The organism is Aquimarina spongiae, assembly GCF_900141785.1.
Lineage (GTDB): Bacteria > Bacteroidota > Bacteroidia > Flavobacteriales > Flavobacteriaceae > Aquimarina > Aquimarina spongiae.
The window spans coordinates 67363-92534 of record NZ_FQYP01000005.1; the positions used below are offsets into that span (position 1 = coordinate 67363).

Below are 25172 nucleotides of genomic sequence, written 5' to 3' on the forward strand. Positions count from 1 at the left end.
GACTGCCAAAAACCATAAGTGTTACACTTTTTGTGGTTTTACCTGTAAAATTCTTTCTTCAAAATTCTTTACCGATAATGGCATCACCACATTTTGGAATAATTCGGACAGTTCAGGTTGGTGATTCCACCTTTTTTGTTTCAATAAATTGAAGTGTACGAAGGTGCTCCACATCACAGCCTTAAGTTCTGTTTTTTCATTATTCCACATTCTAATTTCTACATGAAGCTGGTTCTCGGTAAAATGTATTAATTGAGAATCGATAACTACTTCTTCCATCACAAGAGCAGGTTTCAGATATGCGATTTGATTACTGCCCACTACCCAGCTTATTCCTTGATTTTTGGCAAGTTTAAAGATGTCAAGGTTGTAGTGTTTTTCGATTTGATCTTCTCGGGCATTGATCATGTAGTTGATGTAAGCCGCATTGTTAAGATGGTTAAAAGGATCGCAATCTTGAAATCTAATTTTTGCTTTACTTTCTAATACTTTTAGTAGTTCCATAGTCTTGTTTGTTATAATATACCAATCGGTATATTTTTGGTTAAAAAAATTATTTTTTTAGTTCAATTTGAATCATATTATCAATTTGATCCATAGTGTCTAGCATATATTCGTTATCATCCATGGTATGGGTCATAAAAATAGCTCCGGTAATCATGCTGTATAGTCGTTTGGAATATCGCATGGCGTTTACCGTTTCTTTTATTTCACCTGCTGCTTTTCCTTTTTCTATGAGCTTTGCCAGGTTGTTTTGAATTTTATTAATTGAAAATCGAGCAGATTCAAAAAGGATATCATTTTGATATTTTGAATCTATAGACATGTTGATCACCGGGCATCCTCCAATTTCCTGAGTGTAATTGTAATAGTTTCTATAAAAATCGGTAACCAGATATAATTGTTCCAAAGGAGATTCGCTCAGGGATTGATGCTCTGCAATTCGTTTAAGCATCTTTTTTTCAGTCATTCTAAAAGCTGAAATAGCCAGCTCTTCCTTGTTTTTGAAGTTGCCATAAATGGCACCTTTGGTCAAGCCAGTAGCTTTGGTGATATCACTCAAACTTGTTGCAGCATACCCATTTTTATTAAAGATGGGAGCCACAGTTTCAATGATAAATTCTGCTGTTTGTTCGGCTTTGGTTAACATTAGGATTTAGAATTAATAATTCAAAGATATAAAAAATATACCAATTGGTATATTTTGAGACGTTTTTTATTTTTAATTAAGAGTTTTGAGGTTTAATTGATTCCTGCGCTACTGTAAATAAGGTTGTGAATTTCGCTGTCTTTGATGCTTCTCGGAAGGTCACAAGCATCAGCTACGCGTTGTTCTTGATATCCCGCAAGAATGTCAAATTTCTCCAGTGCTTCTTGTGCTTGTTCGCAGCCAATGTTTTTGTTGCGAACATGTTGTGTCTTTCTTTGTAGAGAATTACTGCGATTTTCGAAATCTTTAAACTGGCACTTGATCACCTCTCGATCTTTAAAATAGAAACGTTCTTCCAGGGTTAACGTCACGTTTACTAGTTTGCGTTTGCCACTTTTTGTTTTTTCGTAGTCCTTATACCAAATATTATGTATAGCATATTGAAAAAACAGTTGGTTATCCCACACATAAAATTCATCTCTAAACTGAACATGTCCTTCTTTATAGATGTGGACGATATGTTTCAATTCGGTACCATTATAGTAGAAAGTTAACGTACCTTCTTCAGCAGTTTCTTCACAAGAATAATTGGTATGATGTTGTCGTAAAGCATTAGAATCTACCAATTCACGAATTAACTGATACTTATTTCGGATATCAGATAGCGGACCCTTTCGGCTTTGACCAAAACAGAGACTAGAGGTGAGAAGAAGTAACAAAAAAGTTGGTTTCATTGCAGTTGCAATGTAGCTAAAAGCATCTTTTTTTCAAGATTTAGTTATTAACCGTGTAGGAATAAATTTGTTAATATCTACGGTAAAACCGTAATTTAGTGAGGTTTGTAAGAATATTCAACCTGTTTATTTTTTTTAAAATGGAAAAATAAAACAGTCTATAACTGAGTATTATAGACTGTTTTATGCTGTTTTTAACAGTTTTTTATGTTAACTAACCAGGTTTTCTTGGTTCCTAAAAACCAGATTATCGTCAAATTCATCCAGTAAAATGATACTATCTGTTGAGACTTTACCGGCTAAAATTTCTTTGGATAACTTATTCAGCACCTCTTTTTGAATGGTTCTTTTGATAGGTCTTGCTCCAAATTCTGGTTGAAATCCTCTTTCTGAAAGATAAACGATAGCTTCTTCGGTAGCATCTAATGTAATGCTTTGTTGTTTCAACATTTCAGAAACATTTTCAAGCTGAAGTTTTACAATCTCTTTGATATTGGATTTGGTCAATGGTGAAAACATTACAATATCATCTATTCTATTCAGAAACTCTGGGCGAACTGTTTGTTTTAATAGTCCTAAAACTTCCACCTTGGCGGCTTCCATTGCCGTATCCATATCTTTGATTCCTTCTAACTTATCCTGAATAATATGACTACCCATATTACTAGTCATGATGATAATCGTATTTCTGAAATCAGCGGTTCTACCTTTATTATCAGTAAGTCTACCTTCGTCAAGAACTTGCAATAGAATGTTAAAGGTATCCGGATGCGCTTTTTCGATCTCATCCAGCAGAACCACAGAGTAAGGTTTTCTTCGTACAGCTTCTGTAAGTTGTCCACCTTCATCATATCCCACATATCCAGGAGGCGCTCCGACCAATCTACTCACCGAATGACGCTCTTGATACTCACTCATATCAATTCGAGTCATGGCACTTTCATCGTTAAATAAGAATTCAGCCAGCGCTTTGGCTAATTCGGTTTTACCAACTCCGGTAGTACCCAGGAACAGGAATGAACCAATTGGTTTTTTCTGATCTTGTAATCCAGCTCTGCTTCTTCGTACAGCATCACTTACAGCTTGTATCGCTTCTTCTTGCCCTACAACACGTTTTTGAAGTTCTTCTTCAAGAACAAGTAACTTTTCTCTTTCGCTTTGTAGCATTCTAGTTACCGGGATACCTGTCCATTTGGCTACCACTTCGGCAATATCATCATTGGTTACCTCTTCCTTGATTAAAGAAGTACTGCTTTGTTGTTCTTCTAATTGTTGTTGAAGTTGCTCAAGCTCTTGTTGCGCTTCCTTAATTTTTCCGTATCGTATTTCGGCCACTTTACCGTAATCTCCATTTCGTTCTGCACGTTCTGCTTCCAGTTTATACTCTTCGATATCTTTTTTGGTATTCTGGATACTATCTACAACTTCTTTCTCGCTTTGCCACTTCGCAAAGATTTCATTTCGCTCTTCTTTTAAATTTGCCAAATCACTATTCAAAGCACTTAGTTTAGTAGCATCGTTTTCTCTTTTAATGGCTTCAATTTCTATTTCCAGTTGCATCACCTTACGGTCTAGCACATCCAGTTCTTCTGGTTTAGAATTGATTTCCATTCTTAACTTAGAAGCGGCTTCATCCATCAAATCAATAGCCTTATCCGGCAAAAATCTATTGGTAATATAACGCTGAGAAAGCTCTACCGCCGCAATGATTGCCTCATCTTTGATTCGAACTTTATGGTGCGTTTCATACTTTTCTTTGATTCCTCTTAAAATTGAGATGGCGCTTTCGGTATCTGGTTCATCTACGGTTACTTTTTGAAATCTTCTTTCTAGTGCTTTGTCCTTTTCAAAATACTTTTGGTATTCGTCCAAGGTAGTAGCCCCAATAGCTCTCAGTTCCCCTCTGGCCAGTGCAGGTTTTAAGATGTTGGCAGCATCCATAGCACCCTGCCCACCTCCGGCACCCACCAAGGTGTGGATTTCATCGATAAACAATACAATATCTCCGTTACTAGAGGTTACCTCTTTTACAACCGCTTTTAATCGTTCTTCAAATTCTCCTTTAAACTTTGCTCCGGCGATAAGGGCTCCCATATCTAACGAGAAAATTCTTTTGTCTTTCAAGTTTTCTGGAATATCTCCTGCGATGATTCGATGCGCTAGTCCTTCGGCGATTGCCGTTTTACCTACCCCAGGCTCTCCAATCAACATAGGGTTGTTTTTGGTTCTTCTGGAGAGGATCTGCAGGATTCTTCGGATTTCTTCATCTCGTCCAATTACGGGATCCAGTTTTCCGCTTTCAGCTAGTTCGTTTAGGTTTTTTGCGTATTTATTTAGCGATTGATATGTATCCTCAGCACTTTGCGAGGTTACACGTTCTCCTTGTCTGATCTCATTGATTGCCTCATTCAAATCTTTTTGAGTTACTCCCTGATCTTTGAGAATCTGAGCAATTTTACTCTTCGATTTAAAAATGGCAATTACCAAATGTTCTATAGAAACATATTCATCATTCATTTTTTTGGCAACGATGCTGGCTTCATTTAGCGATGTGCCTGCTTCTCGAGATAGTTGTATATCTCCTCCTGTTACCTTTGGAAAACTTTCTAATGTGCTATCCAATACTTTTTGAAGTAAAGCAATATTGACATTCAATTTCTTAAGCAAGAATGGAAGTACATTTTCATCTACCGTAAGAATAGCTTTGAAGATGTGTTCATTCTCGATTTGCTGATGTCCGAAACTTTGGGCAAGCTGTTGCGCTTGCTGTATCGCTTCTTGTGATTTTATAGTGAAATTATTAAAATTCATTGTTGTTTATTTTGAGTTCGTCTCCATAGAATCAAATTGTATTCCTATTTAGTTTTGATGTCAAAATGTCTTGTAAACTGTTGGTTTTGCTGACTTTTTGACGGTTTGTAATATTTTGTATTGTGTAGCGACCAAAAGGAATACCCTATTTAAAGATAGGAATCATTTGCGTAAGTTTGTAACAAATTAAAACAAAGAAATGGGATTATTCGGAAAACTATTTGGATCTGGAGAAAAAGAAGGTAAGGAAGAAAAAGAAGCGTTGCCATGGCAGCAGATCACCAGACTGGATCAATTGGATGTTATTGCCAAAAGATCAAAAACGAAAACTCAGGTGATATTCAAACATTCTACACGATGTGGAATTAGTAGAATGGTAATTCGAAATTTTGAGAGTAGTTTTGATTTGTCTGCGGATCAAATTGATCTGTATTATTTGGACTTATTGAGCTTTAGAGATATTTCTGCTGAGATAGCAGCAAAGTTTCAGGTATTTCACGAATCACCTCAAATGATCGTGATAAAAAATGGAGTTGCAGTGCATCATTCTTCTCACAGTATGATTACCCCGCACGTGATACATCAATTTGTATAGTATAAAAAAAGGGAGGTTATTCAACCTCCCTTTTTTATTTTGATTTATTGAAATCTATAACTCGTAATAATATTTTTCAATTTATTTTTCAGATCCTCACCAGAATCATAAACCATTTGTTCATTCGATGGGAATCTTACGGCCTGCAATCCTAAGAATCTAACTAAATCATCATCCAAGGCTCTTTTGTCGCCGTTATAATTGGCATAGATATGTTCAAAAACATATTCGCTTGCCAGCGGGAACGCTTCCAGAAGCTGTTTTGTTCTTAGGTTTTTGTATTGCACATTACCGGTAACTCTGGCAGATTTGAATTGCGTAAACTCATAGTATTCACAAAACACTTTTACCATCTTATCTACCTTAACCTTGTTTCCTTCTTCATCTTTAACTACTTCGCCATTTTCATCCAATAGGTATTCCCAACCATCTTTGATCAACTTTTCTTTTTGCAATTGTCGTTCTCTAACCTGCTCTGGAGAAATTTGAATATCTCTGAAAGTTACTTCCATTGCATAATCATAATTTACCTTGTTTTGAGGTTGACTGTGATATACGGTCCATAGATCATTAAGTCCGTAGGTTCCAAAATTAAGTAGATCCTCCTCTAATCTTTTTGGGATGATCACGTTGGTACTATTTTTCATATTCACTTTTACAAAATCAATACCCTTATAATGTGCTTCCTCGATTAGATTCAGCGTATTCTTATAGTTAGGATTGATTTTATCTAGATATACCAAATCATCATAGACTGCACGATAGTCTGCTTTTTGTCTTGCATTAGACAGCAGATTTTTTGCATTGTTATATAGGTAATCAGACAGTTTTTCTTTGGTAGATATGATTTTTTGATCATAATTTTCCATTAAGAAGTTGGCATTACGACCTTGTTCTATAACATAAAGCGGTAATAATGGTTTTATCCTTTCCTGTCTTTTTCTCATGGACTCTAGGGTAGTATAAATTCGTTCCAGGTTCGCTGGATTCCCTTCTTTTTCCATGTAGCTCACAGCATTCTTATCCCGATCCACAACCTTTGCATAGGCTTGTTCCAACATTAAGATATAAGGCTGCTTACCTTTCTTTTCTTTGTTTGTTCGAAGCTTGTTTAAAGCAATATTAATTGCCTGGTCATAGTTTCCGGTATTCAGTGCCTTTTCTGTTTCTTTGACACTACTACAAGAAGATACTATAACGAGCAAAGAGAATAAAAGTAGTAGTTTTTTCATGTCGTTTGTTTTTTAGATTTGGGATACAAAATCAATTTTGATGCCACAAAATAACAAAAAACCTCGAAACCTTTGTTTTCGAGGTTTAAAAGATGTTTTTTGAGGTATTATTTTTTAAAGATAGGCAGTAGTTTGGTGGATACTTCTCCAAATCCAATACGAACTCCTGATTTCTCACAATACCCTCGCATGATTACTGTGTCATTATCTTCGATAAACTTTCGACTTCCACCACTTTTAAGCTGTACTGGTTTTTCTCCTCGCCAACTTAATTCCAGCATCGATCCATAAGAATCAGGTGTTGGTCCGGATAAGGTACCACTTCCCATCATGTCTCCAGAGTTCACAGGACATCCATTAATGGTATGGTGTGCTAGCTGTTGAGACATATTCCAGTACATATACTTGAAATTACTCTCGGATACGATAGTTTCTTCTTCGTTTTCTGGTTGGATCGCCACTTCCAGATTGATATCAAAACTTTTCTTTCCTGTAGATTGAAGATAGGGTAGAGGCTCTTTTAACAGCTTAGGCCCATCAGTTCTATAAGGTTCTAATGCATCCAAAGTTACAATCCATGGCGAAATAGAAGAGGCAAAGTTTTTACCTAAGAAAGGACCTAGCGGCACATACTCCCATTTTTGAATATCTCTGGCACTCCAGTCGTTAAATAATACCAACCCAAAAATGTAATCTTCTGCTTCTTCAATAGGAATAGGTTCTCCAAGCGCATTGGCATCTGTGGTGATAAACGCCATTTCAAGCTCAAAGTCCACTAAACGGGACGGCCCAAAAATAGGCTCTGTAGCTCCATTGGTTAGCTTTTGTCCTTGTGGTCGATGAATAGGAATTCCTGAAGGAATAATAGAACTACTACGACCATGATATCCTACCGGGAGATGCAACCAGTTTGGCATTAATGCATTTTCCTTTCCTCTAAACATAGTACCTACGTTGGTAGCGTGTTCTATACTGCTGTAAAAATCGGTATAATCTCCTACACTAACCGGCAATTGCATTTCAATTTCATCCAAGGAAAAAAGAACCGCTTTTTTATGATCTTCATTATTTTTTAACGCATCATTTTTTGCGTCAAAGATTTCTGCAATTCTATTTCTTACCAGTCTCCATGTTTTTTTACCATCAGAAATAAAATCATTTAGTGAATCCTGAAGAAAAATATCATCGGTTAGGGGGATTCCATCAAAGTATCCCAATTGATGTAGAGCACCAAGATCTATTGCTGTATCACCAATTCTTGTTCCTATAGTAATAATATCATCTCTTGTAAGAAACACTCCAAACGGTATGTTTTGTATAGGAAAGTCAGTATTTACTGTAGTTTCAATCCAGGTCTTTCTATCTGGATTATTTGCAGTTATTGGCATCGTTGTTTTTTTATGTTATTGCTAATTCGAATAATCAAATATATAATTTTAGAACGGTTCTCGGTTTTTAATTCTGTGAAAAATAATTAAAAGATTCTTAAGGAATGATAACCCTCAATATTATGGTGTTTTTTTGATAAATGTTCAATGATTGTATCCTCAAAAATTGTGTTTTAAAAGGGATTATTTCTGTATGAAGATAGAACTCTCAAACTGTGAACAAATTGTTCATATTTATTAAGGATTGTTTAGGTAATTGTAAAGAAAGGATTCCCTATTTTTGCTTTTTTATTAACAAACTAGGAATACATGCAACGCGACGAACAAATTTTTGATTTGATTCAAGACGAAAAAGAACGTCAGATCAACGGATTAGAGCTTATAGCTTCTGAGAACTTTGTGAGTGAACAAGTAATGGAGGCTGCCGGATCAGTATTAACCAATAAGTACGCCGAAGGATACCCAGGTAAAAGATATTACGGTGGGTGTGCTGTGGTGGATGTTGTCGAACAAATTGCTATCGATCGTGCCAAAGAATTATTCGGTGCGGCCTATGCTAATGTTCAACCTCATTCTGGATCTCAAGCCAATACAGCAGTATATCATGCTTGTTTGAAACCTGGAGATAAAATACTAGGTTTTGATCTTTCTCATGGAGGGCATTTAACACATGGTTCTCCAGTGAATTTTTCAGGAAAATTATACAATCCTGTTTTTTACGGAGTAGAGAAAGAAACCGGACGTTTAAATTATGATAAGATCCAGGAGATTGCTGAAGCAGAGCAACCGCAATTAATCATTGCAGGAGCTTCTGCGTATTCCAGAGAAATAGATTATAAAAGATTCAGAGAAATAGCAGATAGTGTAGGTGCCATTCTTATGGCGGATATTGCACACCCCGCAGGTTTGATCGCTAAAGGAGTGATATCAGACCCTGTTCCTTATTGTCATGTAGTAACTACAACTACGCATAAAACACTTCGTGGACCAAGAGGAGGGTTGATCTTAATGGGAGAAGATTTTGAAAACCCATTCGGAATTACTTTGAAAAGTGGTAAAAAGCGAATGATGTCTTCGATGTTTGATAGTGCTGTTTTTCCTGGTAATCAAGGAGGTCCACTAGAACATATCATTGCGGCAAAAGCAATCGCATTTGGAGAAGCATTGACTGATGAGTTCTTACACTATATTGTACAGGTGAAGAAAAATGCTGCTGTTATGGCAGAAGCATTCGTGAAAAAAGGATATGAGGTAATTTCTGGAGGTACAGACAATCATATGATGTTGATTGACCTAAGAAATAAAAACGTGACCGGAAAGCAAGCTGAAGAAGCTTTGGGTGTTGCGGAAATTACAGTGAACAAAAACATGGTTCCGTTTGATGATAAATCACCATTTGTTACTTCTGGAATTCGTATAGGAGTTTCTGCAGTTACTACCAGAGGTCTAAAAGAAGACGATATGCTTCAGATTGTTGAATTAATCGATAAAGTAATCGTTAACGTAGAAAATGAAGAAGAATTACACAAGATAGCTGACGAGGTGAATGCGATGATGGCCGATAAGCCATTGTTTGTAAGCTAATCAGTAAGATTACAAAATAAAAAAACCAGTACCGAGACTTCGATACTGGTTTTTTTATTTTGAAAAATTACGCAAAACAATTTTTAAGAATGTTCCCAGTTATCTGGATCTGCACTGTCATTTGGGGATAAGCCAATGATATCACCTTCGGTATTTACTCCAAGGCCTACCACTGTTCGGTTTACATAATTAAAATAGCTAACCACCTGGTTGATTTCCAAAATCTCCCCATCCGTCAAATTTTGATCTCGTAGCGCATGAATATCTGATTCGGTAATAGTATGATGCGCTAGTGTAAGCTTTTTGGCGTATGCTAATCCAGCAAGGAATTGATATTTAAAATGTGCTTCTACATCGTCATTGAGAAGACAAGTTTTAATCTCCTGAAATTTATGGTCGTCTTGTAATAATCGTTTCAAACCTTCGGCATGATGGTCTACACAGTAACTACATCGATTCAGCGAACTTACATATACACCCAGCGTTTCCAAATACCATTTGGGCAGCGTATTATTAGAATTATGGAGTACGTTTTTATACAGTCCCATATGACCTATTAAAGAGTGAGGTCTTAAGCTATGTATAGATAATACATTATCGATGTTGTTATTCGGGCCTTTTACACGATCGTAGATCTTTTTTAATTGCCCGGTGGCTTGATCGTACGGAATTTCTTTTATCCAACTCATGCTTTTTACTTTTTAAATAAGATTTCGTCTTTGTTTACCAAAACACTGAACAATACCAGAATAGAACCAACCATAATCGAAACATCCGCAAGATTGAAAATCTCGGTTTTGATAAGTCCGAGATCCAGAATTAGGAAATCGGTAACAGAGTTATGTACAATACGATCAAATAGATTCCCAATACCACCACCTATAATAAAGGCAAAACCTACAACGGTTTCTTTTTTGTATTTTGTTTGTATCAGTATATGGCGAAGTAAAAAGACCAAAACCAAAGTAGGAATGATTTGTAAGAAAATTATTTTTAATAGTGGAGATAAATCAGATCCAACACTCCATGCCGCACCTTCGTTTTCGACTTTAGTCAATACAAAACTATCTTTTATTACATGAATTCTTTCTTCCTTTGCTATCGTTTGTCGCACTACGTTTTTTAAAACCTGATCACAACTTACATTGAGCAGCACTAAAGCTAATATGAAAGTAATTCTTAGTTTTTTAGCAATTTTTATGGACATATTAAAAGGGTGATTTATATTAAAATTAGGCAAGAGTAGCTTTATTTACTGTTTCCAATAGTCTTTGAAATCTGTAATAGGAAAAGCTTCTTCATATTTTTCGCTGTTGATGGTTCTGTTCTCGTTCGAGTCGTAATCCAGGGTAATTTTCCAATTTTTGCCTTCTAACTTTAATAAAAGATGAAATTGTCCATAAGATGTTTTTTCTTCATTGTTTTTATTGGTGTAGTACACGCGATAAATACCCCGGTCCGAGATTAGCGAATCCGATAGGATTCTTTCAAAAAGTCTGAAGCTGATTTTTGCAGGTTTTCTATCGGGTTCGCTCCATCTTTTCTGATATCCGTCCAAATATTGGGAAACTGTTTTTATCTCTCCGCCATTTCCTGAAATTCGTATCATTTCTTTGCTGTGGATGGAAGCAAAAAGGTCATAATCCAATGTTTCAAAAGCTTTGGAAAAGTTCTCGTAAATATCTGCATTGATTTTATCGTGTATGGTTGCTTTTTGAGCAATACCTTGTTGCATTCCGCAGATTACAAGTGATAGCAATATAAAGTTCGGAATATATTTAGATATCATGAGGATTAAGATTTTGACTTTTTATACAATACACAAGATAACAATTCTGGATAGTTCTCCAGTTTAGGATGCAAAAAGGTTTCCATTCTTTCCATTCCTATTTTTTTCATGATCAATTCTGATTTCATATTAATTTCTGGTGCAACAGAATATATAGTATCCAAACCAATTTGATGATAACCATAATCCAGGCACGCTTTAGCGCCTTCTGTAGCATAACCTTGATTCCAAATACTTTTTTTTAAGCGCCATCCGATATCTACAAAGGTTCCAAGTTTTGTTAAGTAGGTTTGTTCGGATAGCCCTATAAACCCTATGAATTCCTGATTTTCCAAGATGTCAACAGCAAAATAACAAAACTTAAGTTCTTTATACATGCTTTGCATTCTTTTGATAAAATCCTCGGTATCATCTTTTGAGGGTTTAAAAGGGAAAAACTCCATGACGTCATCGTCATTGTTAATATGATACAAAGCGTCAAGATCATCCATTGACCATTCTCGAAAACCTAGTCGTTCCGAAGAGAAAATGTAAGTGTTCATAAGGTTGTTGCTAAAGTGAAGACTAAAATATGTTTTTCTTTCAAAAATGCTTTCTTTGTATGCGAAACATTATATGTATTTTGTGATATGCACCCATTACAGCAACATTTATCCAAAGAAGTTGATCTTACCAGCGCTGAGTTTGAGAAGGTTTTAGGCTATTTCGAACCCATTTCTTTTCAAAAGAAAGATCAAGTGATGCATTCTGGCCAATACATCAATCACCAATACTACGTGATAAGTGGATGTTTGCGTACCTATTTGTTGGATCGGGATGCAAAAGAGCATACTTTGCAATTTGCTGTCGAAAATTGGTGGTCTAGTGATTATATAGCTTATTACACTGGAGCTAAATCTATCTTGAATATAGAATGTATAGAAGATACAGAGCTACTACGCGTAAATAAGAAGGATATTTTATTGCTGTTTGAAGAAGTACCTAAATTAGAACGTTTCTTCCGCAGACAACTAGAAAATGCTTTTGTAGCCTTTCAAAAAAGAATACTTTCCAATTTAAATAATACTGCCGAAGAGCGTTATGATGCTTTTTTACAAAGTTATCCAAATATCGAGCAGCGCGTAAAAAATTATCAGATCGCCTCTTATCTTGGAATTACTCCAGAAAGCTTAAGTAGGATTCGAAAACAAGTCAAAAAGAACTCTTAGGCGTGTACGTACCTTTCTTATCATATATCAATTTTTAGCAAGCCGGTCGGTTATACTTTTGAAATCAAATAGTATCTCAGAATTAGAGATGTACTTTAAAATGTTTGATTTTAAAATTTATGATTATGAAACAAAATATGATATGGATGAGTATTGTGGTATTAATATTTACCAATGTAAGTGCTCAGAAAGTAAAAAAGATTTGGGAGGTAAACGGTTTGGAAGCGCCAGAATCTGTTGTTTTTGATAAGGAAAACCAGGTGTATTATGTGTCGAACGTAGCTGGACAACCTGCCGAGAAAAACGGATTGGGATATATTTCCATAGTAACCACCGATGGTAACATCAAAACAAAAAAATGGATTGAAGGATTAAACGCTCCAAAAGGCCTTGGGTTGTATAATAACCATTTGTATATCGCCGATATCGATGTGGTGGTAATAGTAGACATCAGTAAAGGGGAAATTCTAGACCGACTCCCAGCAGAAAAAGCTACTTTTCTAAACGATATTGAAATAGATACTAAGGGTACAGTGTATGTTACGGATACCTTTGGAGGGAATGCGATTTACAGCATCAAGGATAAGAAAATTGAACTTTGGTTAAAAGATGAAAAATTAGATTATCCCAACGGACTCAAAATTGTAAATAATCAACTATATGTAGCAAGTTGGGGAGTGGTCACTAACCCAAAAACTTTTGAAACAGAAGTCCCAGGAAAATTAATGTCAGTAGATCTGTCGACCAAGCAAATCAAGGACATCACTGTGCCCAAAGGGAATTACGATGGTTTGGTAAAACATGATTCCCAATTTCTAATTTCAGATTGGATAGCAGGAGGAGTGTATGCGATTGATCAAAAAGGAGAAATAATTAAAGTTTTGGATTCAAATCCGGGTGCTGCAGATATTTTCTTGAATAAAGAAGAAAAGCTGTTACTCGTACCACAGATGCTAGATGGAAAGATGACAGTGTACCAATTATCAGAATAGAAATAAGAGGATTGTGTAATAAAAAAGCGCTTTCAAAAAATTGAAAGCGCTTTTTTATGCATTGTATTTGATAGTTAATTTCCATCCTCAAAAACGGTACTTTCGTACGCACCAATATCCGGGGCCGCAGGATTTCGCGTTGTACCCAAAATATCGGTTCCCGAAGTAGGAGTACTGGCTCTACCATTAGCAGCAGAATTGTCACCAATATTCAGCATGTTATCAAATGGTGCTTTGAAGTCGGGATCTTCATTAAAGATGATATTCTCAAAAAGGGATGTGTTATCAAAATCGTATAATGGATCATCTACAAAACGATCATTAAAGTCATTAAATCGAATCAAGCTATTTTGAAAATTGTAATTAAAAGCAGTTCCATCTACACGACTAAATAAAAGTTCTAAATCCTGATTTCCGTAAATAATACAATTCGTGAAATTAGCAGCCAATAAGTCCGCGACTACAACTTCGGTATCGCTAATTTGCAGATTATTATCAATCAAAACAGATGGCAGTTGTCTAAATCCAGTTCCTATGCTCGAGTAATTCGTAAAAGTACAATGATTAAAATTATAGGTGCCCCCTAAGGAACAATTTAAAGCCACCTGTCCAGCATTATTGATGACAACATTCTCCCCGAGAATATTGGCAGTTCTGGCCAATAAACCAACGTTTGAAGAATTATATATCTGCGTATTCGTTATGGTCAGAGTAGGGTCAGGACCTCCATCATTAGAATCCATCAATATACCTGCTGTAGCATTCTTTATGGTTGCATGATTAATGGTATGCCCTGTACTTCCTGCTGTTAACCAAATGGTACCCCACTGTCCAGGGATATCACTAAAACCGGGTTCTAATCGATCTCCTTCAAAAATGACTTCATTTTCCATACGTTCGGGATCTGTACTCAACTCTCCATTAACTTGTAATGTGGCATTATTGGCTACAATCAATCCAGAATTAGCATGAAAATGGATTCTCGCACCAGGATCTATCACCAGAGTTTCACCACTAGGTACCGCAGCATATCCATAAATTACATAAGGTTTTTCGTTGGTGAAATTGAGTTGATCATTGTCCAGAAAGAACCCTTCTATACGGATCTCATTATTTTCATTGTCTACTCCTAATAGTAAAGTCTCTACTTCTCCGGTCATCGCATCCCGAGACGGGAATAGAAAAATGGCATCTTTGACCAAGGTGACCAAATCTACATCTTGCGGACTACCTCCTGCATCAAAAATAATACGATCAGTATATAAAAACTCCAGATCATTAGTTTGTGAGGTAATATCCGTAGTGGTTTCCACAAAGATGAAAATACTGTCTTTCGCCAAAACTTGAATATCTTCAAAAGACTTTCCAGGTATACCATCTACATTAAGTCTGTAATTAGAACTCTCTCCACGTTCTAGTGCTATGGTTGGAATGGTAAAGTCATCATTTGTTCTATTATATACTCTAAAACTATAAGTACTCGAACTGATATTTGTAAAAACGGTATCCAGAAAAAGAGTATCTACCGAAAATTCTAGATTCCCTATACTTGGTCCTGATTCGAAATCCTTACGGCAGGAACTCCAGAAAATAATCACTATAAGTAAGAAAAGTGCTGATAAATAGCGCATTATGTTTTGGTTTTTTAGAGCAGAGATATCTCTTTGCAAATCAAGTCTTACTTTGATCGAAATATCAATATCTAATTTGAGTTAAATGTATAACTTTTTATGTAGTCTTAATATTGCTTTTTGGCAAAAATTTCAGAATCCCTGTACTTCTGTAAGAAATAAAACATTCGTACATTTGTTGTTCACTATTAATACGACAACATAATAATCTATTATGAGTACATATGATGTAGCCGTGATTGGCTCTGGACCTGGTGGATATGTAGCCGCTATTCGATGCGCACAACTAGGTATGAAAACTGCAATAATCGAAAAATATTCAACACTTGGCGGAACTTGTCTTAACGTAGGGTGTATCCCTAGTAAGGCATTACTCGATTCTTCTCATCACTATGAGCATGCAGTAAAGCATTTTGCTGATCATGGAATTGAAATTCCTGGAGAAGTAAAAATCAATCTCGAAAAAATGATCGCTCGTAAGCAAGCAGTAGTAGATCAAACTACAGGAGGAGTGGATTTCTTGATGAAGAAAAATAATATCGAGGTCTATGAAGGTGTTGGTGCTTTTAAAGATGCTACTCATATCGATATCGCAAAGGCAGACGGAACAACAGAAACCATCGAAGCGAAAAATACAATCATCGCCACAGGTTCAAAACCATCTACGTTACCGTTTATCAAAATAGATAAAAAGAGAGTGATTACTTCTACAGAAGCGTTAAAGCTGAAAGAAGTGCCAAAGCACATGGTGATAATAGGTGGTGGTGTTATAGGATTGGAGCTAGGACAGGTATATCGCCGATTGGGAGCCGAGGTTTCTGTGGTAGAATATATGGATAGGATTATTCCAGGAATGGACAAAGCTTTATCCAGAGAATTACAGAAAGTATTGAAAAAGCAAGGTGTGAAATTCTACACTTCGCATAAGGTTACCGAAGTAAAAGCTACTGCTAAACAAGTAACTGTTACTGCAGATGACAAAAAAGGAAATCCGGTACAGTTCAAAGGTGATTATTGTTTGGTGTCAGTAGGGCGTCGTCCTTACACAGATGGATTAAATGCTGAAGCTGCCGGAGTAAAAATTAATGAAAGAGGACAGGTTGAGGTAAACGATCATTTGCAAACCAATGTGCCTAATATTTATGCTATTGGAGATGTGGTAAAAGGAGCAATGTTGGCCCATAAAGCTGAAGAAGAAGGAGTTTTTGTGGCAGAAACATTAGCCGGACAAAAGCCGCATATTGACTATAATTTGATACCTGGAGTGGTTTATACTTGGCCAGAAGTTGCTGCAGTTGGTAAAACTGAAGAAGAATTAAAAGAAGCTGGAGTAGCCTACAAATCAGGTCAGTTTTCGTTTAGAGCGTTAGGAAGATCCAGAGCAAGTGCTGATCTAGATGGATTTGTTAAGATTTTGGCCGATGAAAAGACAGATGAGGTACTAGGAGTACACATGATAGGAGCACGTTGTGCAGATATCATTGCCGAAGCAGTAACCGCTATGGAGTTTAGAGCATCTGCCGAAGATATTTCACGTATGTCGCATGCACACCCTACTTTTACAGAAGCGGTAAAAGAAGCCGCCTTAGCAGCAACGGATAACAGACCTTTGCACATGTAAAGGAATAAGAACATAAATAAAAAAGGCGAGCTTAAGAAACTCGCCTTTTTTATTTGATGAAGTTATAGCTGTTCGAGTGTTTTTAGAACCTCGGTCTTATAGTTCCTGCTGATAGGGAGTGATTTGTTGCCTACAACAACTTCTTCATTAGAAAAGGAATCGATCTTGGATATAGCCACAACAAAAGAACGGTGGATACGAATAAAGTCTTTAGTAGGGAGTTTGGACTGCATATTACTGATGGTCTCTCGGGTTGTGATCACTCCAGAAGTACAATGTATTTTTAAGTAATCACTATAGCTTTCGATATATAAAATATCAGAAAAATCTATTCGTTTCATACGTCGGTCTGACCGTACAAAAATATAATCTGTATGCAATGAATTCTTTTGGATATTCTTAGTAGGTTGTTGATACACTTCAAAGTAATTGTTCAGTGATTTCAATAAGCGTTCAAAAGAGATTGGTTTTAATAAATAATCTACGGCATGCAGATCAAAACCATCGATAGCATATTCTCTGTAGGCAGTAGTAAAAATGATTTTGATGTTTTTATTAATGGATCTGGCAAATGAAATACCAGAAATACCAGGCATGTGTATATCCAAAAAAATCAAATCCACAGCTTGTTCATTAATACAGCTAAAGGCATCCATAGCATTGGCGCAAATTGCAATAATTTCGATACGATCTATTTTACTCAAATGATCTTTGATGATATCCCGTGCCGTAGGTTCATCGTCTACTATGATGCAAGAAACTTTAGTATTCATTAACCGAAGATTTTGAAATGTTCAATTGTAATTTGGAAGTATACCACTCACAATCTTTATGCGTTTCTAATTGATAGTTATTTTTGGATAGAAGCTCAAGGCGTTTTTGAACATTGCTTAAGCCAATTCCTGGTGGATGTTCTGCTTCGTCATTTTGAATCGAATTTTTGATATGAAAATACAATTCGTCACCAGTAAGTGTAAGTTTGATATAGATATATAATTTATCATTTCGTATTTGTCCGTGTTTAAAACTGTTCTCTACAAAAGGGATAAGTAACATAGGAGGGACTTCTATGGTGCTATTCACTACAGGTAGGTCTACTTCAATAGCCAAGCTATCTCTGAAACGCATTTTTTCTAGAGCGACATAATCTTTGATGTGCTCTATTTCCTCTTGTAAAGGAACCATAGGTTTATCACTTTGATACAGCAAGTAATCCAGAAGATTTGAGAGTTTTAGAATAAGTTCTGGTGTTTCTTCAGATTTTTTGATAGCAAATCCATACATCGTATTTAATGTATTAAAAAGAAAATGAGGATGAATCTGCATTTTTAAGTACTGAAGTTCTTGTTCTTTCAACTTTAATTGTGTCTCCAGAATTTTATGAGTTAGCTGTTGATTTGTCGTAATGGATTTGTAGTTGCGATAAGCTAGGTTTAAAGCACTAGCGATAAAAACCACAAAGTATACTGCAATAAAAAGGAATAGGGGACTCCTTGTCATGGGAGCCATATCGGCAACTTTTGTTTCCGTAAGAAATATCAGCCCATAAAAGAAGGAAATCACAATAAAGTAAGCAGAAACTATGATGGTGTATATACAGTATAATACAAAGAGCAAATACTTCTGCTGAAACAGATATTTAGGAATCAGCAGTTCGATCACTGTATATGTTGTTCCCATGGTTACTGGCATCAAAAACAAAGAAAATGAAAACACATAATGAATGTCATTAGTATTGTATCCAAAGAAATAGGTATAACAAAATAACACAATCGTCCAAAAGGCAACGTGTAATATTATTTGCGCGATTTTTTTGAAAATAAATTCTTTTGAGATCATCACATTACGGATACGGTTCTAATATCCGTATATTTTTTAAAACAACATGATTAATGAGGTGAATTACTGAATTGCCCCCTTTTTTGACATTTTGAACAACATTTGTAACTGGATCTGCTATACGCAATGCTAATTTGGTCATTGATCGAAATTCAAAATGTTGAGATCTCTTTGATCTTAGTTTTGTTTCCGAATCAATACCAAAATCATTGTTCAATGCGAATTTTAGAGATTACTTTTTTACTAAGTGTTATAGCTTTTTTTATCAGCGTTTTTCTGAAGAACTCATCAATCAAAAAATGGATATTGTACAGCGCGACACTATTTCTGGTACTGCACTTACTCATAGAGGAGAGCAGATGGCAAATGTATTTGGGATATGTCTCATTTGTAATTGGAGTACTTTTTTATGTTCGTCCCAGGATCAACCGATGGATAAGAGGAATAGGATCGGGTTTTGGGATGTTGCTATCCATTGTAGCATTTGTTTTAGGGGTGGTCATGCCAGTAATCGAGTTTCCAAAGCCAACCGGAGATTATACCGTAGGAGTAGATACTTTGTATTTTGAAGATCAATCCAGACCCGAATTGATTACAGAGGTTAATGATGATAAAAGAAAATTAACCGTTCATATCTGGTATCCTTCTTCAAAAAAGATTACCAAGCCCGAACGATATCTGGATGATGGATATGCCGAAGTATTTGCACAAAGTAAAGGTATGCCTACGTTTATGGCTTCTCATTTTAACCTTACCAAAACGCATACCCAACGACTTTTACCCATAATCAAAAACAAGCGCTTACCAGTAGTGGTGTTGTCTCATGGCTTAACATGGAGCGCTAAAATGTATACTACCCTTGTTGAAGAAATGGTAAGCAAGGGGTATATGGTAGTTGGTATTGATCATATGTATGAATCATTTTTGACAGAGTATGAAGGAGAACGAATCCGATGGAGTGAAGAGAACATCAGAAAAATGAATGAGGGTATTGATTTTAAATTTGTAAATGAAACCAATGAACTTTTCAAACAAGAAAAAGACACCACTAGAAAATATGAATTGTTGAGCAAGGTGATCCATCATCTACCATATTTTGAAAGTTTGGATCGATGGTCGAACGATATTTCTTTTGTACTGGATCAAATTGAACGGCTTAATAACAATCCGGATAGTGTGTTTTTTCAAAAATTTGATGTGGATAACATTGGTCTTATGGGGCATTCCTGGGGTGGAGCAGCGGTTGTTCAAAATGCTGCTGTAGACTCAAGAGTTAAAGGAGTGATTAATTTGGATGGAGCACAATGGGGAAGAGCTATTGATACAACTCTGAAGGTGCCATTGCTGGTTATGCATGCCGATAGAAATTATAAAGAATTCTTTACTCCTAATTTTTACATCTACGATCGTATTACTAGAGAGGATTACTACTTAGCTACTATTGCATCCAGTGCGCATACTAATTTTGGAGATCTTTCGTATTGGACCAAAATTAATGCCTTAACCGAAACAGGAACTATTGCGCCCAAACGGATGAGCAACGTTACCAATCAATTGGTTTTGGCATTTTTTGATAAACATCTTCAAAATAAATCGATAGCATTCGCCAAGGAATTTTCTTCAGAACAGTATCCTGAAATAGAAATGATCAAGAAAAAATAATCTTCGAGCATTATCGCTCACATATTATTTATAAATTAAACACCAGTAATTATGATATCACTATTTTTTATTCAATCTCAAGATCAACCGGCATCATTCCCTGTCTTTCAACTCCTACATGAAGGAGGTCCATTTTTTATGGTACCAATTTTGATGGTTCTTTTAGTAATACTGTTTTTGATTATAAAGAGTATATGGGTATTCTATCGAGAAAAGCGTTGGTCTTCAAAATACATAAAACTGATTAACTCCTTAGGACTGCTAATCTTGGTTTGGGGTATTTTGGGGCAACTTATTGGGCTTATTGAAGCGTTTGATCGTATAGAAATGTTAGGAGATATTTCTGCCAGCATGCTTGCAGGAGGATTAAAAGTATCAGCATTACCTACTTTATTCGGCTGTTTTGTATTTGTGGTTTCCAGAGCAGCGACAACAGTATTCACCTGGGTACAAAAAGAAGAATAAAACACAAATATCATGCAAAAAACGATCACTACTCTGTTATTATTTGTTACAGTTATCACACAGTCACAAATAGTCAACACACAAAAACTCGATAGTTTTCTTACTCATTTATCGCAAAAAAATAAGGCAATGGGAAGTTTGTCCATTCACAAGGCAGGTAATGAAGTATATGCTCGGTCTATAGGTTATGCCGATGTAGCTGAAAAATTGTTAGCCAATAGTGAAACAAAATACAGAATAGGCTCTATCACCAAAACGTTTACGGCTGCGCTAATCATGCAATTGATAGACGAAGGTAAGTTAACTCTCGATACTCCGCTTAGTACGTATTTTCCGCAAATGCCAAATGCCGACAAAATTACTATTGAGCACCTTTTAAGGCATCGTAGTGGTCTTTTTAATATAACAGGAGATAAAGATTTTAGGCAGTGGATGCTAAGACCTAATACCAGAGCCGAGATGTTGGACCGAATGGTAGAAAAAGAAATACAATTCAAACCCAACAAAAAAGCAAAATACTCGAACACGAATTATCTACTACTGGGGTATATTTTGGAGGATATTGAAAACAAGAGTTATGCAGAGATTTTGAAATCACGAATAGTGATGCCTTGTGACTTGAAAAATACAAGCTACGGTGGCAAAATTGATGTAGCCAATAACGAAGCGAATTCCTATGTGCTACATGCCGATTGGGTGGCACAACCAGAAACAGACATGAGTGTTCCGGCGGCGGCAGGTGCTATTATATCAACACCAAAAGATGTTGCCATTTTTTATGACCGTTTGTTCAAAGGAAAATTAATCTCTGATAAATCATTGGACGAGATGAAACGATTGGTAGATAGATTTGGTTTGGGCTTAATGGAATTTCCGTATACAGATGGAGAAAATTATGGGCATTCTGGAGGAATAGATGGTTTTCAATCTATTGCGATTTATATTCCCGAAAACGAGTTGATCATTACATATTTGTCTAATGGAGTTGTCCTAGGGCTAACTGATATATTAATGGGAGTAGCCAAAATATACTTTGGAGCTCCATACGAGTTCCCAGAGTTCAAACCTCCTTTAGCCTTAAAAACCGAAGAGTTAGATTCGTATTTAGGGGTGTATAAGGCAAATAAATTTCCACATCAAATAAAAATCACCAAGGAAGATACACTATTGATTGTTAATGCTAAGAATGGTCCCACATTTCCGGTAGAATCCTACGAAAAAGATGTGTTTAAATCTGACCAGACAGGAGTGCAAATTGAATTTTTTCCAGAGCAGGACAAAATGGTATTACACCTCGGCGCCAAAACCACAGAATTAATAAGAGAGTAATATAAGATGTGAAGCTCTAATTGAAGGAAATAAATTAGAGCTTCAATTTTTTTAGTTTTTGTGAGACCCGTCACAATAAGGAGGGTTTTTGGTTTGTTTACAGGTACATAAATATGCTTCTTTAGCTTCTTCAACCTTAAAAATTACTGGATCGGTGCCGTCTTCCTTTTTATGGTTTCCGTTGCAAAAAGGTTGGTCAGAACTAAAACCACAACTACACCAGGCATAATTTTTATCGGCTTCTAATTGACAGGGAATAGGAGCATCTCCTGCTTTTCTTACATTTTTCATAGCTAAACGATTTTTTGTGTACTTAAATTTATTGATTCTCGGTTTAAGAATCGTTTTAAATTGGAAATCTTCAATAATTGCTCTTTTGTGAGAATTTTGTAATCGTGCTGGTATAATTTGTGGTATTTTTATTCAAAATAAAGTTCTTTACATAAAATTCTTCATCAACCAATATAGGTTTTACTTAATTGTAGATTAATAGGGAATCATGTGCAAATCATGAGCTGTCGCGCAACTGTAAGTAACTATATAGTTTTTATCAGTATAAAATCCACTGTTCGCCATAATAATCGAATGGGAAGGAAGATAAAAATGTTACAAGTCAGGAGACCTGCCTACTATTGAATTGACTACGCTTTCGCGATTTGAAGCTGAGGTTAAGTTTGATGTCTGCCATATCACTTTGTATAAGTGATATGTTTCTGTATGGCATTATTTTATTCTCTGTAAAAATCTGAAAGACCTAGCGAGTTTACCTAAAGGATTTTAAAAATTAATAGTAATTTTTAAAACAGTAACTATGCTTACACACAATCTGGGCTACCCGCGTATTGGTAGCAAAAGAGAGCTTAAAAAAGCTCTAGAACAGTATTGGGCTGGAAAAACAACCCAAAAAAACTTATTTCAAGTCGGGAAAAAGATACGGCAAGACAATTGGTTGTTACAAAAAGAAGCAAACATTGACTTGATTCCGTCTAATGATTTTTCGTTTTATGATCAGGTACTAGACATGACACTTCTGGTAGGAGCTATTCCCGAGAGATATCAGGAGTTAATTACCGAGGAGATTCCTATTACGGATCTGTATTTTGCCATGGCTAGAGGGTATCAAAAAGGGATATTTGATCTTACCGCCATGGAAATGACAAAATGGTTTGACACTAACTATCACTATATAGTTCCGGAGTTTTATAGAGATCAAGAATTTAAGTTGTTTTCTACCAAAATTATCGATGAATTTTACGAAGCAAAACAATTGGGAATTATTACCAAACCTGTTTTGATCGGTCCTATTTCTTATTTGCTTTTGGGAAAAGAAAAGGAAAGTGGTTTTCACCGAATCGAATTGATTAAAAATCTATTACCAGTTTACAAAAAAATCATCAAACAAGTCGTTGGGTTGGGAGCAGTTTGTATTCAGTTTGATGAGCCTTTCTTAGGTTTGGATATTTCTCCAGAAATAAAAGCGGTGTATAAAGAGGTTTATCATGAGATGAAAGCTGAATTTCCTGATATTAAATTTATGATCACCACATATTTTGAAGGAGTAGCACATCATTTAGATGTGATAGTTAATGATCTGCAATGTGATATTTTACATATAGATTTGATTAGTAATCCCGAACAATTGGAAGTTGTTTTGGAGAAACTTCCTAAAAACATCCAACTTTCTTTGGGTGTTATTGATGGAAGAAATATTTGGAAAAATGATTATCATCAATCGTTACAAGCGATTTCAACAGCAATAGACCTAAGGGGAGAAGATCAAATTTTGATAGCGCCTTCATGCTCTTTGTTGCACGTACCTTGTGATTTGGATTTGGAAATGAAAAATGAAGAATTATCTTCAGAAATAAAGCAGTGGCTATCATTTGCGAAACAGAAATTAGATGAGTTGTCAGCCTTAAAGCAGATTACACTATATCCTGAAGACCAAAATGCAAAGGTGTCTTTAAAGTATAATGCTGCTTGTATAGAAAATAGATCTATTTCAGAATTAATTCACAACCCAACAGTAAAAGAACGGGTTTCAAAATTATCCAAAAAAGATAGTAGTAGAGGTTCTGAGTTTCCGAATAGAAAAAGAAAACAAAAGGCATTACTTAATTTACCGTTATTTCCAACTACAACGATTGGCTCTTTTCCTCAAACAAAAGAAATCCGCAAAAAAAGATCTGAATATAAAGGTGAAATAATTTCTCAATCAGAGTACACAAATTATATCAAAGATGAAATAAAAAAAGTAATCACCATACAGGAAAAGTTAGGCCTGGATGTATTGGTTCATGGAGAAGCAGAACGGAATGATATGGTCGAATATTTTGGAGAACAGTTAAACGGTTTCGCATTTACAAAGTTTGGTTGGGTACAAAGCTATGGGTCCAGATGTGTGAAACCACCTATTATATATGGTGATGTGAGTAGAAAACAAGCAATGACTGTTTTTTGGTCTACCTATGCGCAATCTCTTACTCCATTACCCGTAAAGGGGATGTTGACCGGGCCTGTAACCATGCTACAATGGTCTTTTGTCAGGGACGATCAATCGCTATCAAAGACATGCTTAGAAATAGCCATGGCCATAAGAGATGAGGTACAGGACCTTGAACAATCCGGCATAAAAATTATACAGATTGATGAACCTGCCATGCGAGAGGGGTTACCATTATTAAAAGAGAATTGGTCTCAGTATTTGGATTGGGCAATCAACGCTTTTAAAATTGCTTCGTGTGTGGTTAAAGATCAAACTCAAATTCACACTCATATGTGTTATTCAGAGTTTAATGATATTATTGATCATATTGCACTGATGGATGCTGATGTAATTACCATTGAGTGTTCGAGATCGCAGATGGAATTATTGGATGTATTTGCGAGTTTTAAATACCCGAATGATATAGGTCCAGGAGTATATGATATTCATTCTCCAAGGATTCCAAGTCCTGAAGAAATTGTTGTTCTATTAAACAAGGCCAAACAATATATACCTGAAGATCAGATATGGGTAAATCCAGACTGCGGACTAAAAACCCGAAATTGGCAAGAAACTGAGAAAGCTTTAGACGCCATGGTTGCTGCAGCAAAACAGTTAAGAACTGAATTGCTACAGATGGTCTGATAGTGCTATGTT

The 25172-nt window shown here is 35.9% G+C and carries 23 protein-coding genes and 1 riboswitch; of the genes, 9 read left to right on the plus strand and 14 right to left on the minus strand.

The annotated features are described in order from the left end of the window. Positions 1 to 21: 21 nt before the first annotated feature. The 4 genes from BUE24_RS12070 to clpB all read right to left on the minus strand — a co-directional run bounded on the left by BUE24_RS12070 (position 22) and on the right by clpB (position 4695). The gene (locus BUE24_RS12070; RefSeq protein WP_073316284.1) at positions 22 to 504 is read right to left on the minus strand and encodes an acyl-CoA thioesterase; all 483 of its coding nucleotides are present in this window, start codon (positions 502 to 504) and stop codon (positions 22 to 24) included. Positions 505 to 553: 49 nt separating this feature from the next. Then, positions 554 to 1150 carry a TetR/AcrR family transcriptional regulator gene (locus BUE24_RS12075; RefSeq protein ID WP_073316285.1) on the minus strand — a complete coding sequence of 199 codons (597 nt, stop codon included), beginning with the start codon at positions 1148 to 1150 and terminating at the stop codon, positions 554 to 556. 92 nt (positions 1151 to 1242) lie between these two features. Continuing rightward, positions 1243 to 1884, minus strand: coding sequence for a hypothetical protein (locus tag BUE24_RS12080; RefSeq protein WP_073316286.1), 642 nt, complete (start codon positions 1882 to 1884; stop codon positions 1243 to 1245). Positions 1885 to 2094: 210 nt separating this feature from the next. Further along, complete coding sequence (gene clpB / locus BUE24_RS12085) at positions 2095 to 4695, minus strand: ATP-dependent chaperone ClpB (protein ID WP_073316287.1); 2601 nt, start codon at positions 4693 to 4695, stop codon at positions 2095 to 2097. 199 nt (positions 4696 to 4894) lie between these two features. Between clpB and ytxJ the strand changes: the two genes are divergently transcribed. Then, on the plus strand, positions 4895 to 5290 hold the full coding sequence (gene ytxJ, locus BUE24_RS12090) for a bacillithiol system redox-active protein YtxJ (protein ID WP_073316288.1): 396 nt from the start codon (positions 4895 to 4897) through the stop codon (positions 5288 to 5290). A gap of 44 nt (positions 5291 to 5334) precedes the next feature. Here ytxJ and BUE24_RS12095 read toward each other — a convergent pair whose 3' ends face one another. Both BUE24_RS12095 and fahA read right to left on the minus strand, forming a co-directional pair. Further along, on the minus strand, positions 5335 to 6522 hold the full coding sequence (locus tag BUE24_RS12095; protein ID WP_073316289.1) for a hypothetical protein: 1188 nt from the start codon (positions 6520 to 6522) through the stop codon (positions 5335 to 5337). 107 nt (positions 6523 to 6629) lie between these two features. After that, positions 6630 to 7910 (minus strand): fumarylacetoacetase, encoded by a 1281-nt coding sequence (gene fahA / locus BUE24_RS12100; protein ID WP_073316290.1) that lies wholly within the window; start codon positions 7908 to 7910, stop codon positions 6630 to 6632. 309 nt (positions 7911 to 8219) lie between these two features. On the opposite strand from fahA, the gene glyA reads away from it, so the two are divergent. Next, positions 8220 to 9494, plus strand: a complete 1275-nt coding sequence (glyA, locus tag BUE24_RS12105) for a serine hydroxymethyltransferase (protein WP_073316291.1) — start codon at positions 8220 to 8222, stop codon at positions 9492 to 9494. Between the two features lie 83 nt (positions 9495 to 9577). Here glyA and BUE24_RS12110 read toward each other — a convergent pair whose 3' ends face one another. The 4 genes from BUE24_RS12110 to BUE24_RS12125 are packed head-to-tail and all read right to left on the minus strand — an operon-like array spanning position 9578 to position 11825. Then, positions 9578 to 10183, minus strand: a complete 606-nt coding sequence (locus BUE24_RS12110; protein ID WP_073316292.1) for a carboxymuconolactone decarboxylase family protein — start codon at positions 10181 to 10183, stop codon at positions 9578 to 9580. Between the two features lie 5 nt (positions 10184 to 10188). Beyond that, a complete protein-coding gene (gene lspA / locus BUE24_RS12115; protein WP_073316293.1) occupies positions 10189 to 10701 on the minus strand; it encodes a signal peptidase II in 513 nt (170 codons plus the stop codon). 45 nt (positions 10702 to 10746) lie between these two features. Then, the gene (locus tag BUE24_RS12120) at positions 10747 to 11283 is read right to left on the minus strand and encodes a DUF4440 domain-containing protein (protein WP_073316294.1); all 537 of its coding nucleotides are present in this window, start codon (positions 11281 to 11283) and stop codon (positions 10747 to 10749) included. A gap of 5 nt (positions 11284 to 11288) precedes the next feature. Beyond that, on the minus strand, positions 11289 to 11825 hold the full coding sequence (locus tag BUE24_RS12125) for a GNAT family N-acetyltransferase (RefSeq protein ID WP_073316295.1): 537 nt from the start codon (positions 11823 to 11825) through the stop codon (positions 11289 to 11291). An 87-nt stretch (positions 11826 to 11912) separates the two neighbouring features. Between BUE24_RS12125 and BUE24_RS12130 the strand changes: the two genes are divergently transcribed. Both BUE24_RS12130 and BUE24_RS12135 read left to right on the plus strand, forming a co-directional pair. Continuing rightward, entirely contained in the window at positions 11913 to 12491 is a 579-nt protein-coding gene (locus tag BUE24_RS12130; RefSeq protein ID WP_073316296.1) for a Crp/Fnr family transcriptional regulator, read from the plus strand. Positions 12492 to 12616: 125 nt separating this feature from the next. Continuing rightward, on the plus strand, positions 12617 to 13483 hold the full coding sequence (locus tag BUE24_RS12135) for an SMP-30/gluconolactonase/LRE family protein (RefSeq protein ID WP_073316297.1): 867 nt from the start codon (positions 12617 to 12619) through the stop codon (positions 13481 to 13483). Positions 13484 to 13557: 74 nt separating this feature from the next. Here the strand turns inward: BUE24_RS12135 and BUE24_RS12140 are convergent, their stop codons facing one another. Beyond that, positions 13558 to 15114 carry a right-handed parallel beta-helix repeat-containing protein gene (locus tag BUE24_RS12140; RefSeq protein WP_073316298.1) on the minus strand — a complete coding sequence of 519 codons (1557 nt, stop codon included), beginning with the start codon at positions 15112 to 15114 and terminating at the stop codon, positions 13558 to 13560. A gap of 214 nt (positions 15115 to 15328) precedes the next feature. Between BUE24_RS12140 and lpdA the strand changes: the two genes are divergently transcribed. Continuing rightward, on the plus strand, positions 15329 to 16735 hold the full coding sequence (gene lpdA / locus BUE24_RS12145; RefSeq protein WP_073316299.1) for a dihydrolipoyl dehydrogenase: 1407 nt from the start codon (positions 15329 to 15331) through the stop codon (positions 16733 to 16735). Between the two features lie 62 nt (positions 16736 to 16797). On the opposite strand, the gene BUE24_RS12150 is transcribed toward lpdA, so the two are convergent. Together BUE24_RS12150 and BUE24_RS12155 are read right to left on the minus strand one after the other, a co-directional pair. After that, complete coding sequence (locus BUE24_RS12150; protein ID WP_073316300.1) at positions 16798 to 17508, minus strand: LytR/AlgR family response regulator transcription factor; 711 nt, start codon at positions 17506 to 17508, stop codon at positions 16798 to 16800. Then, positions 17498 to 18574 carry a sensor histidine kinase gene (locus BUE24_RS12155; protein ID WP_073316301.1) on the minus strand — a complete coding sequence of 359 codons (1077 nt, stop codon included), beginning with the start codon at positions 18572 to 18574 and terminating at the stop codon, positions 17498 to 17500. Before BUE24_RS12155 ends, BUE24_RS12150 begins: the two co-directional genes overlap by 11 nt. Before the next feature lie 216 nt (positions 18575 to 18790). Here BUE24_RS12155 and BUE24_RS12165 point away from each other — a divergent pair, with 216 nt between their 5' ends. The 3 genes from BUE24_RS12165 to BUE24_RS12175 are packed head-to-tail and all read left to right on the plus strand — an operon-like array spanning position 18791 to position 22030. Beyond that, the gene (locus BUE24_RS12165) at positions 18791 to 20236 is read left to right on the plus strand and encodes an alpha/beta hydrolase family protein (protein ID WP_073316303.1); all 1446 of its coding nucleotides are present in this window, start codon (positions 18791 to 18793) and stop codon (positions 20234 to 20236) included. A 51-nt stretch (positions 20237 to 20287) separates the two neighbouring features. Beyond that, complete coding sequence (locus tag BUE24_RS12170; protein ID WP_084549504.1) at positions 20288 to 20701, plus strand: MotA/TolQ/ExbB proton channel family protein; 414 nt, start codon at positions 20288 to 20290, stop codon at positions 20699 to 20701. Positions 20702 to 20713: 12 nt separating this feature from the next. After that, positions 20714 to 22030, plus strand: a complete 1317-nt coding sequence (locus tag BUE24_RS12175; protein ID WP_084549505.1) for a serine hydrolase domain-containing protein — start codon at positions 20714 to 20716, stop codon at positions 22028 to 22030. Between the two features lie 51 nt (positions 22031 to 22081). On the opposite strand, the gene BUE24_RS12180 is transcribed toward BUE24_RS12175, so the two are convergent. Beyond that, positions 22082 to 22321, minus strand: a complete 240-nt coding sequence (locus BUE24_RS12180) for a CDGSH iron-sulfur domain-containing protein (RefSeq protein ID WP_073316305.1) — start codon at positions 22319 to 22321, stop codon at positions 22082 to 22084. Between the two features lie 158 nt (positions 22322 to 22479). Then, positions 22480 to 22675: riboswitch (cobalamin riboswitch) on the plus strand. 166 nt (positions 22676 to 22841) lie between these two features. Here BUE24_RS12180 and metE point away from each other — a divergent pair. Then, the gene (gene metE / locus BUE24_RS12185) at positions 22842 to 25160 is read left to right on the plus strand and encodes a 5-methyltetrahydropteroyltriglutamate--homocysteine S-methyltransferase (protein ID WP_073316306.1); all 2319 of its coding nucleotides are present in this window, start codon (positions 22842 to 22844) and stop codon (positions 25158 to 25160) included. Positions 25161 to 25172: the final 12 nt, after the last annotated feature.

Excerpts from the sequence above, each read along its gene's own strand:
- BUE24_RS12070 (WP_073316284.1), bottom strand. The coding sequence starts at position 504 with ATGGAACTACTAAAAGTATTAGAAAGTAAAGCAAAAATTAGATTTCAA.
- BUE24_RS12075 (WP_073316285.1), bottom strand. The coding sequence starts at position 1,150 with ATGTTAACCAAAGCCGAACAAACAGCAGAATTTATCATTGAAACTGTG.
- BUE24_RS12080 (WP_073316286.1), bottom strand. The coding sequence starts at position 1,884 with ATGAAACCAACTTTTTTGTTACTTCTTCTCACCTCTAGTCTCTGTTTT.
- clpB (WP_073316287.1), bottom strand. The coding sequence starts at position 4,695 with ATGAATTTTAATAATTTCACTATAAAATCACAAGAAGCGATACAGCAA.
- ytxJ (WP_073316288.1), top strand. The coding sequence starts at position 4,895 with ATGGGATTATTCGGAAAACTATTTGGATCTGGAGAAAAAGAAGGTAAG.
- BUE24_RS12095 (WP_073316289.1), bottom strand. The coding sequence starts at position 6,522 with ATGAAAAAACTACTACTTTTATTCTCTTTGCTCGTTATAGTATCTTCT.
- fahA (WP_073316290.1), bottom strand. The coding sequence starts at position 7,910 with ATGCCAATAACTGCAAATAATCCAGATAGAAAGACCTGGATTGAAACT.
- glyA (WP_073316291.1), top strand. The coding sequence starts at position 8,220 with ATGCAACGCGACGAACAAATTTTTGATTTGATTCAAGACGAAAAAGAA.
- BUE24_RS12110 (WP_073316292.1), bottom strand. The coding sequence starts at position 10,183 with ATGAGTTGGATAAAAGAAATTCCGTACGATCAAGCCACCGGGCAATTA.
- lspA (WP_073316293.1), bottom strand. The coding sequence starts at position 10,701 with ATGTCCATAAAAATTGCTAAAAAACTAAGAATTACTTTCATATTAGCT.
- BUE24_RS12120 (WP_073316294.1), bottom strand. The coding sequence starts at position 11,283 with ATGATATCTAAATATATTCCGAACTTTATATTGCTATCACTTGTAATC.
- BUE24_RS12125 (WP_073316295.1), bottom strand. The coding sequence starts at position 11,825 with ATGAACACTTACATTTTCTCTTCGGAACGACTAGGTTTTCGAGAATGG.
- BUE24_RS12130 (WP_073316296.1), top strand. The coding sequence starts at position 11,913 with ATGCACCCATTACAGCAACATTTATCCAAAGAAGTTGATCTTACCAGC.
- BUE24_RS12135 (WP_073316297.1), top strand. The coding sequence starts at position 12,617 with ATGAAACAAAATATGATATGGATGAGTATTGTGGTATTAATATTTACC.
- BUE24_RS12140 (WP_073316298.1), bottom strand. The coding sequence starts at position 15,114 with ATGCGCTATTTATCAGCACTTTTCTTACTTATAGTGATTATTTTCTGG.
- lpdA (WP_073316299.1), top strand. The coding sequence starts at position 15,329 with ATGAGTACATATGATGTAGCCGTGATTGGCTCTGGACCTGGTGGATAT.
- BUE24_RS12150 (WP_073316300.1), bottom strand. The coding sequence starts at position 17,508 with ATGAATACTAAAGTTTCTTGCATCATAGTAGACGATGAACCTACGGCA.
- BUE24_RS12155 (WP_073316301.1), bottom strand. The coding sequence starts at position 18,574 with ATGATCTCAAAAGAATTTATTTTCAAAAAAATCGCGCAAATAATATTA.
- BUE24_RS12165 (WP_073316303.1), top strand. The coding sequence starts at position 18,791 with ATGCGAATTTTAGAGATTACTTTTTTACTAAGTGTTATAGCTTTTTTT.
- BUE24_RS12170 (WP_084549504.1), top strand. The coding sequence starts at position 20,288 with ATGATATCACTATTTTTTATTCAATCTCAAGATCAACCGGCATCATTC.
- BUE24_RS12175 (WP_084549505.1), top strand. The coding sequence starts at position 20,714 with ATGCAAAAAACGATCACTACTCTGTTATTATTTGTTACAGTTATCACA.
- BUE24_RS12180 (WP_073316305.1), bottom strand. The coding sequence starts at position 22,321 with ATGAAAAATGTAAGAAAAGCAGGAGATGCTCCTATTCCCTGTCAATTA.
- metE (WP_073316306.1), top strand. The coding sequence starts at position 22,842 with ATGCTTACACACAATCTGGGCTACCCGCGTATTGGTAGCAAAAGAGAG.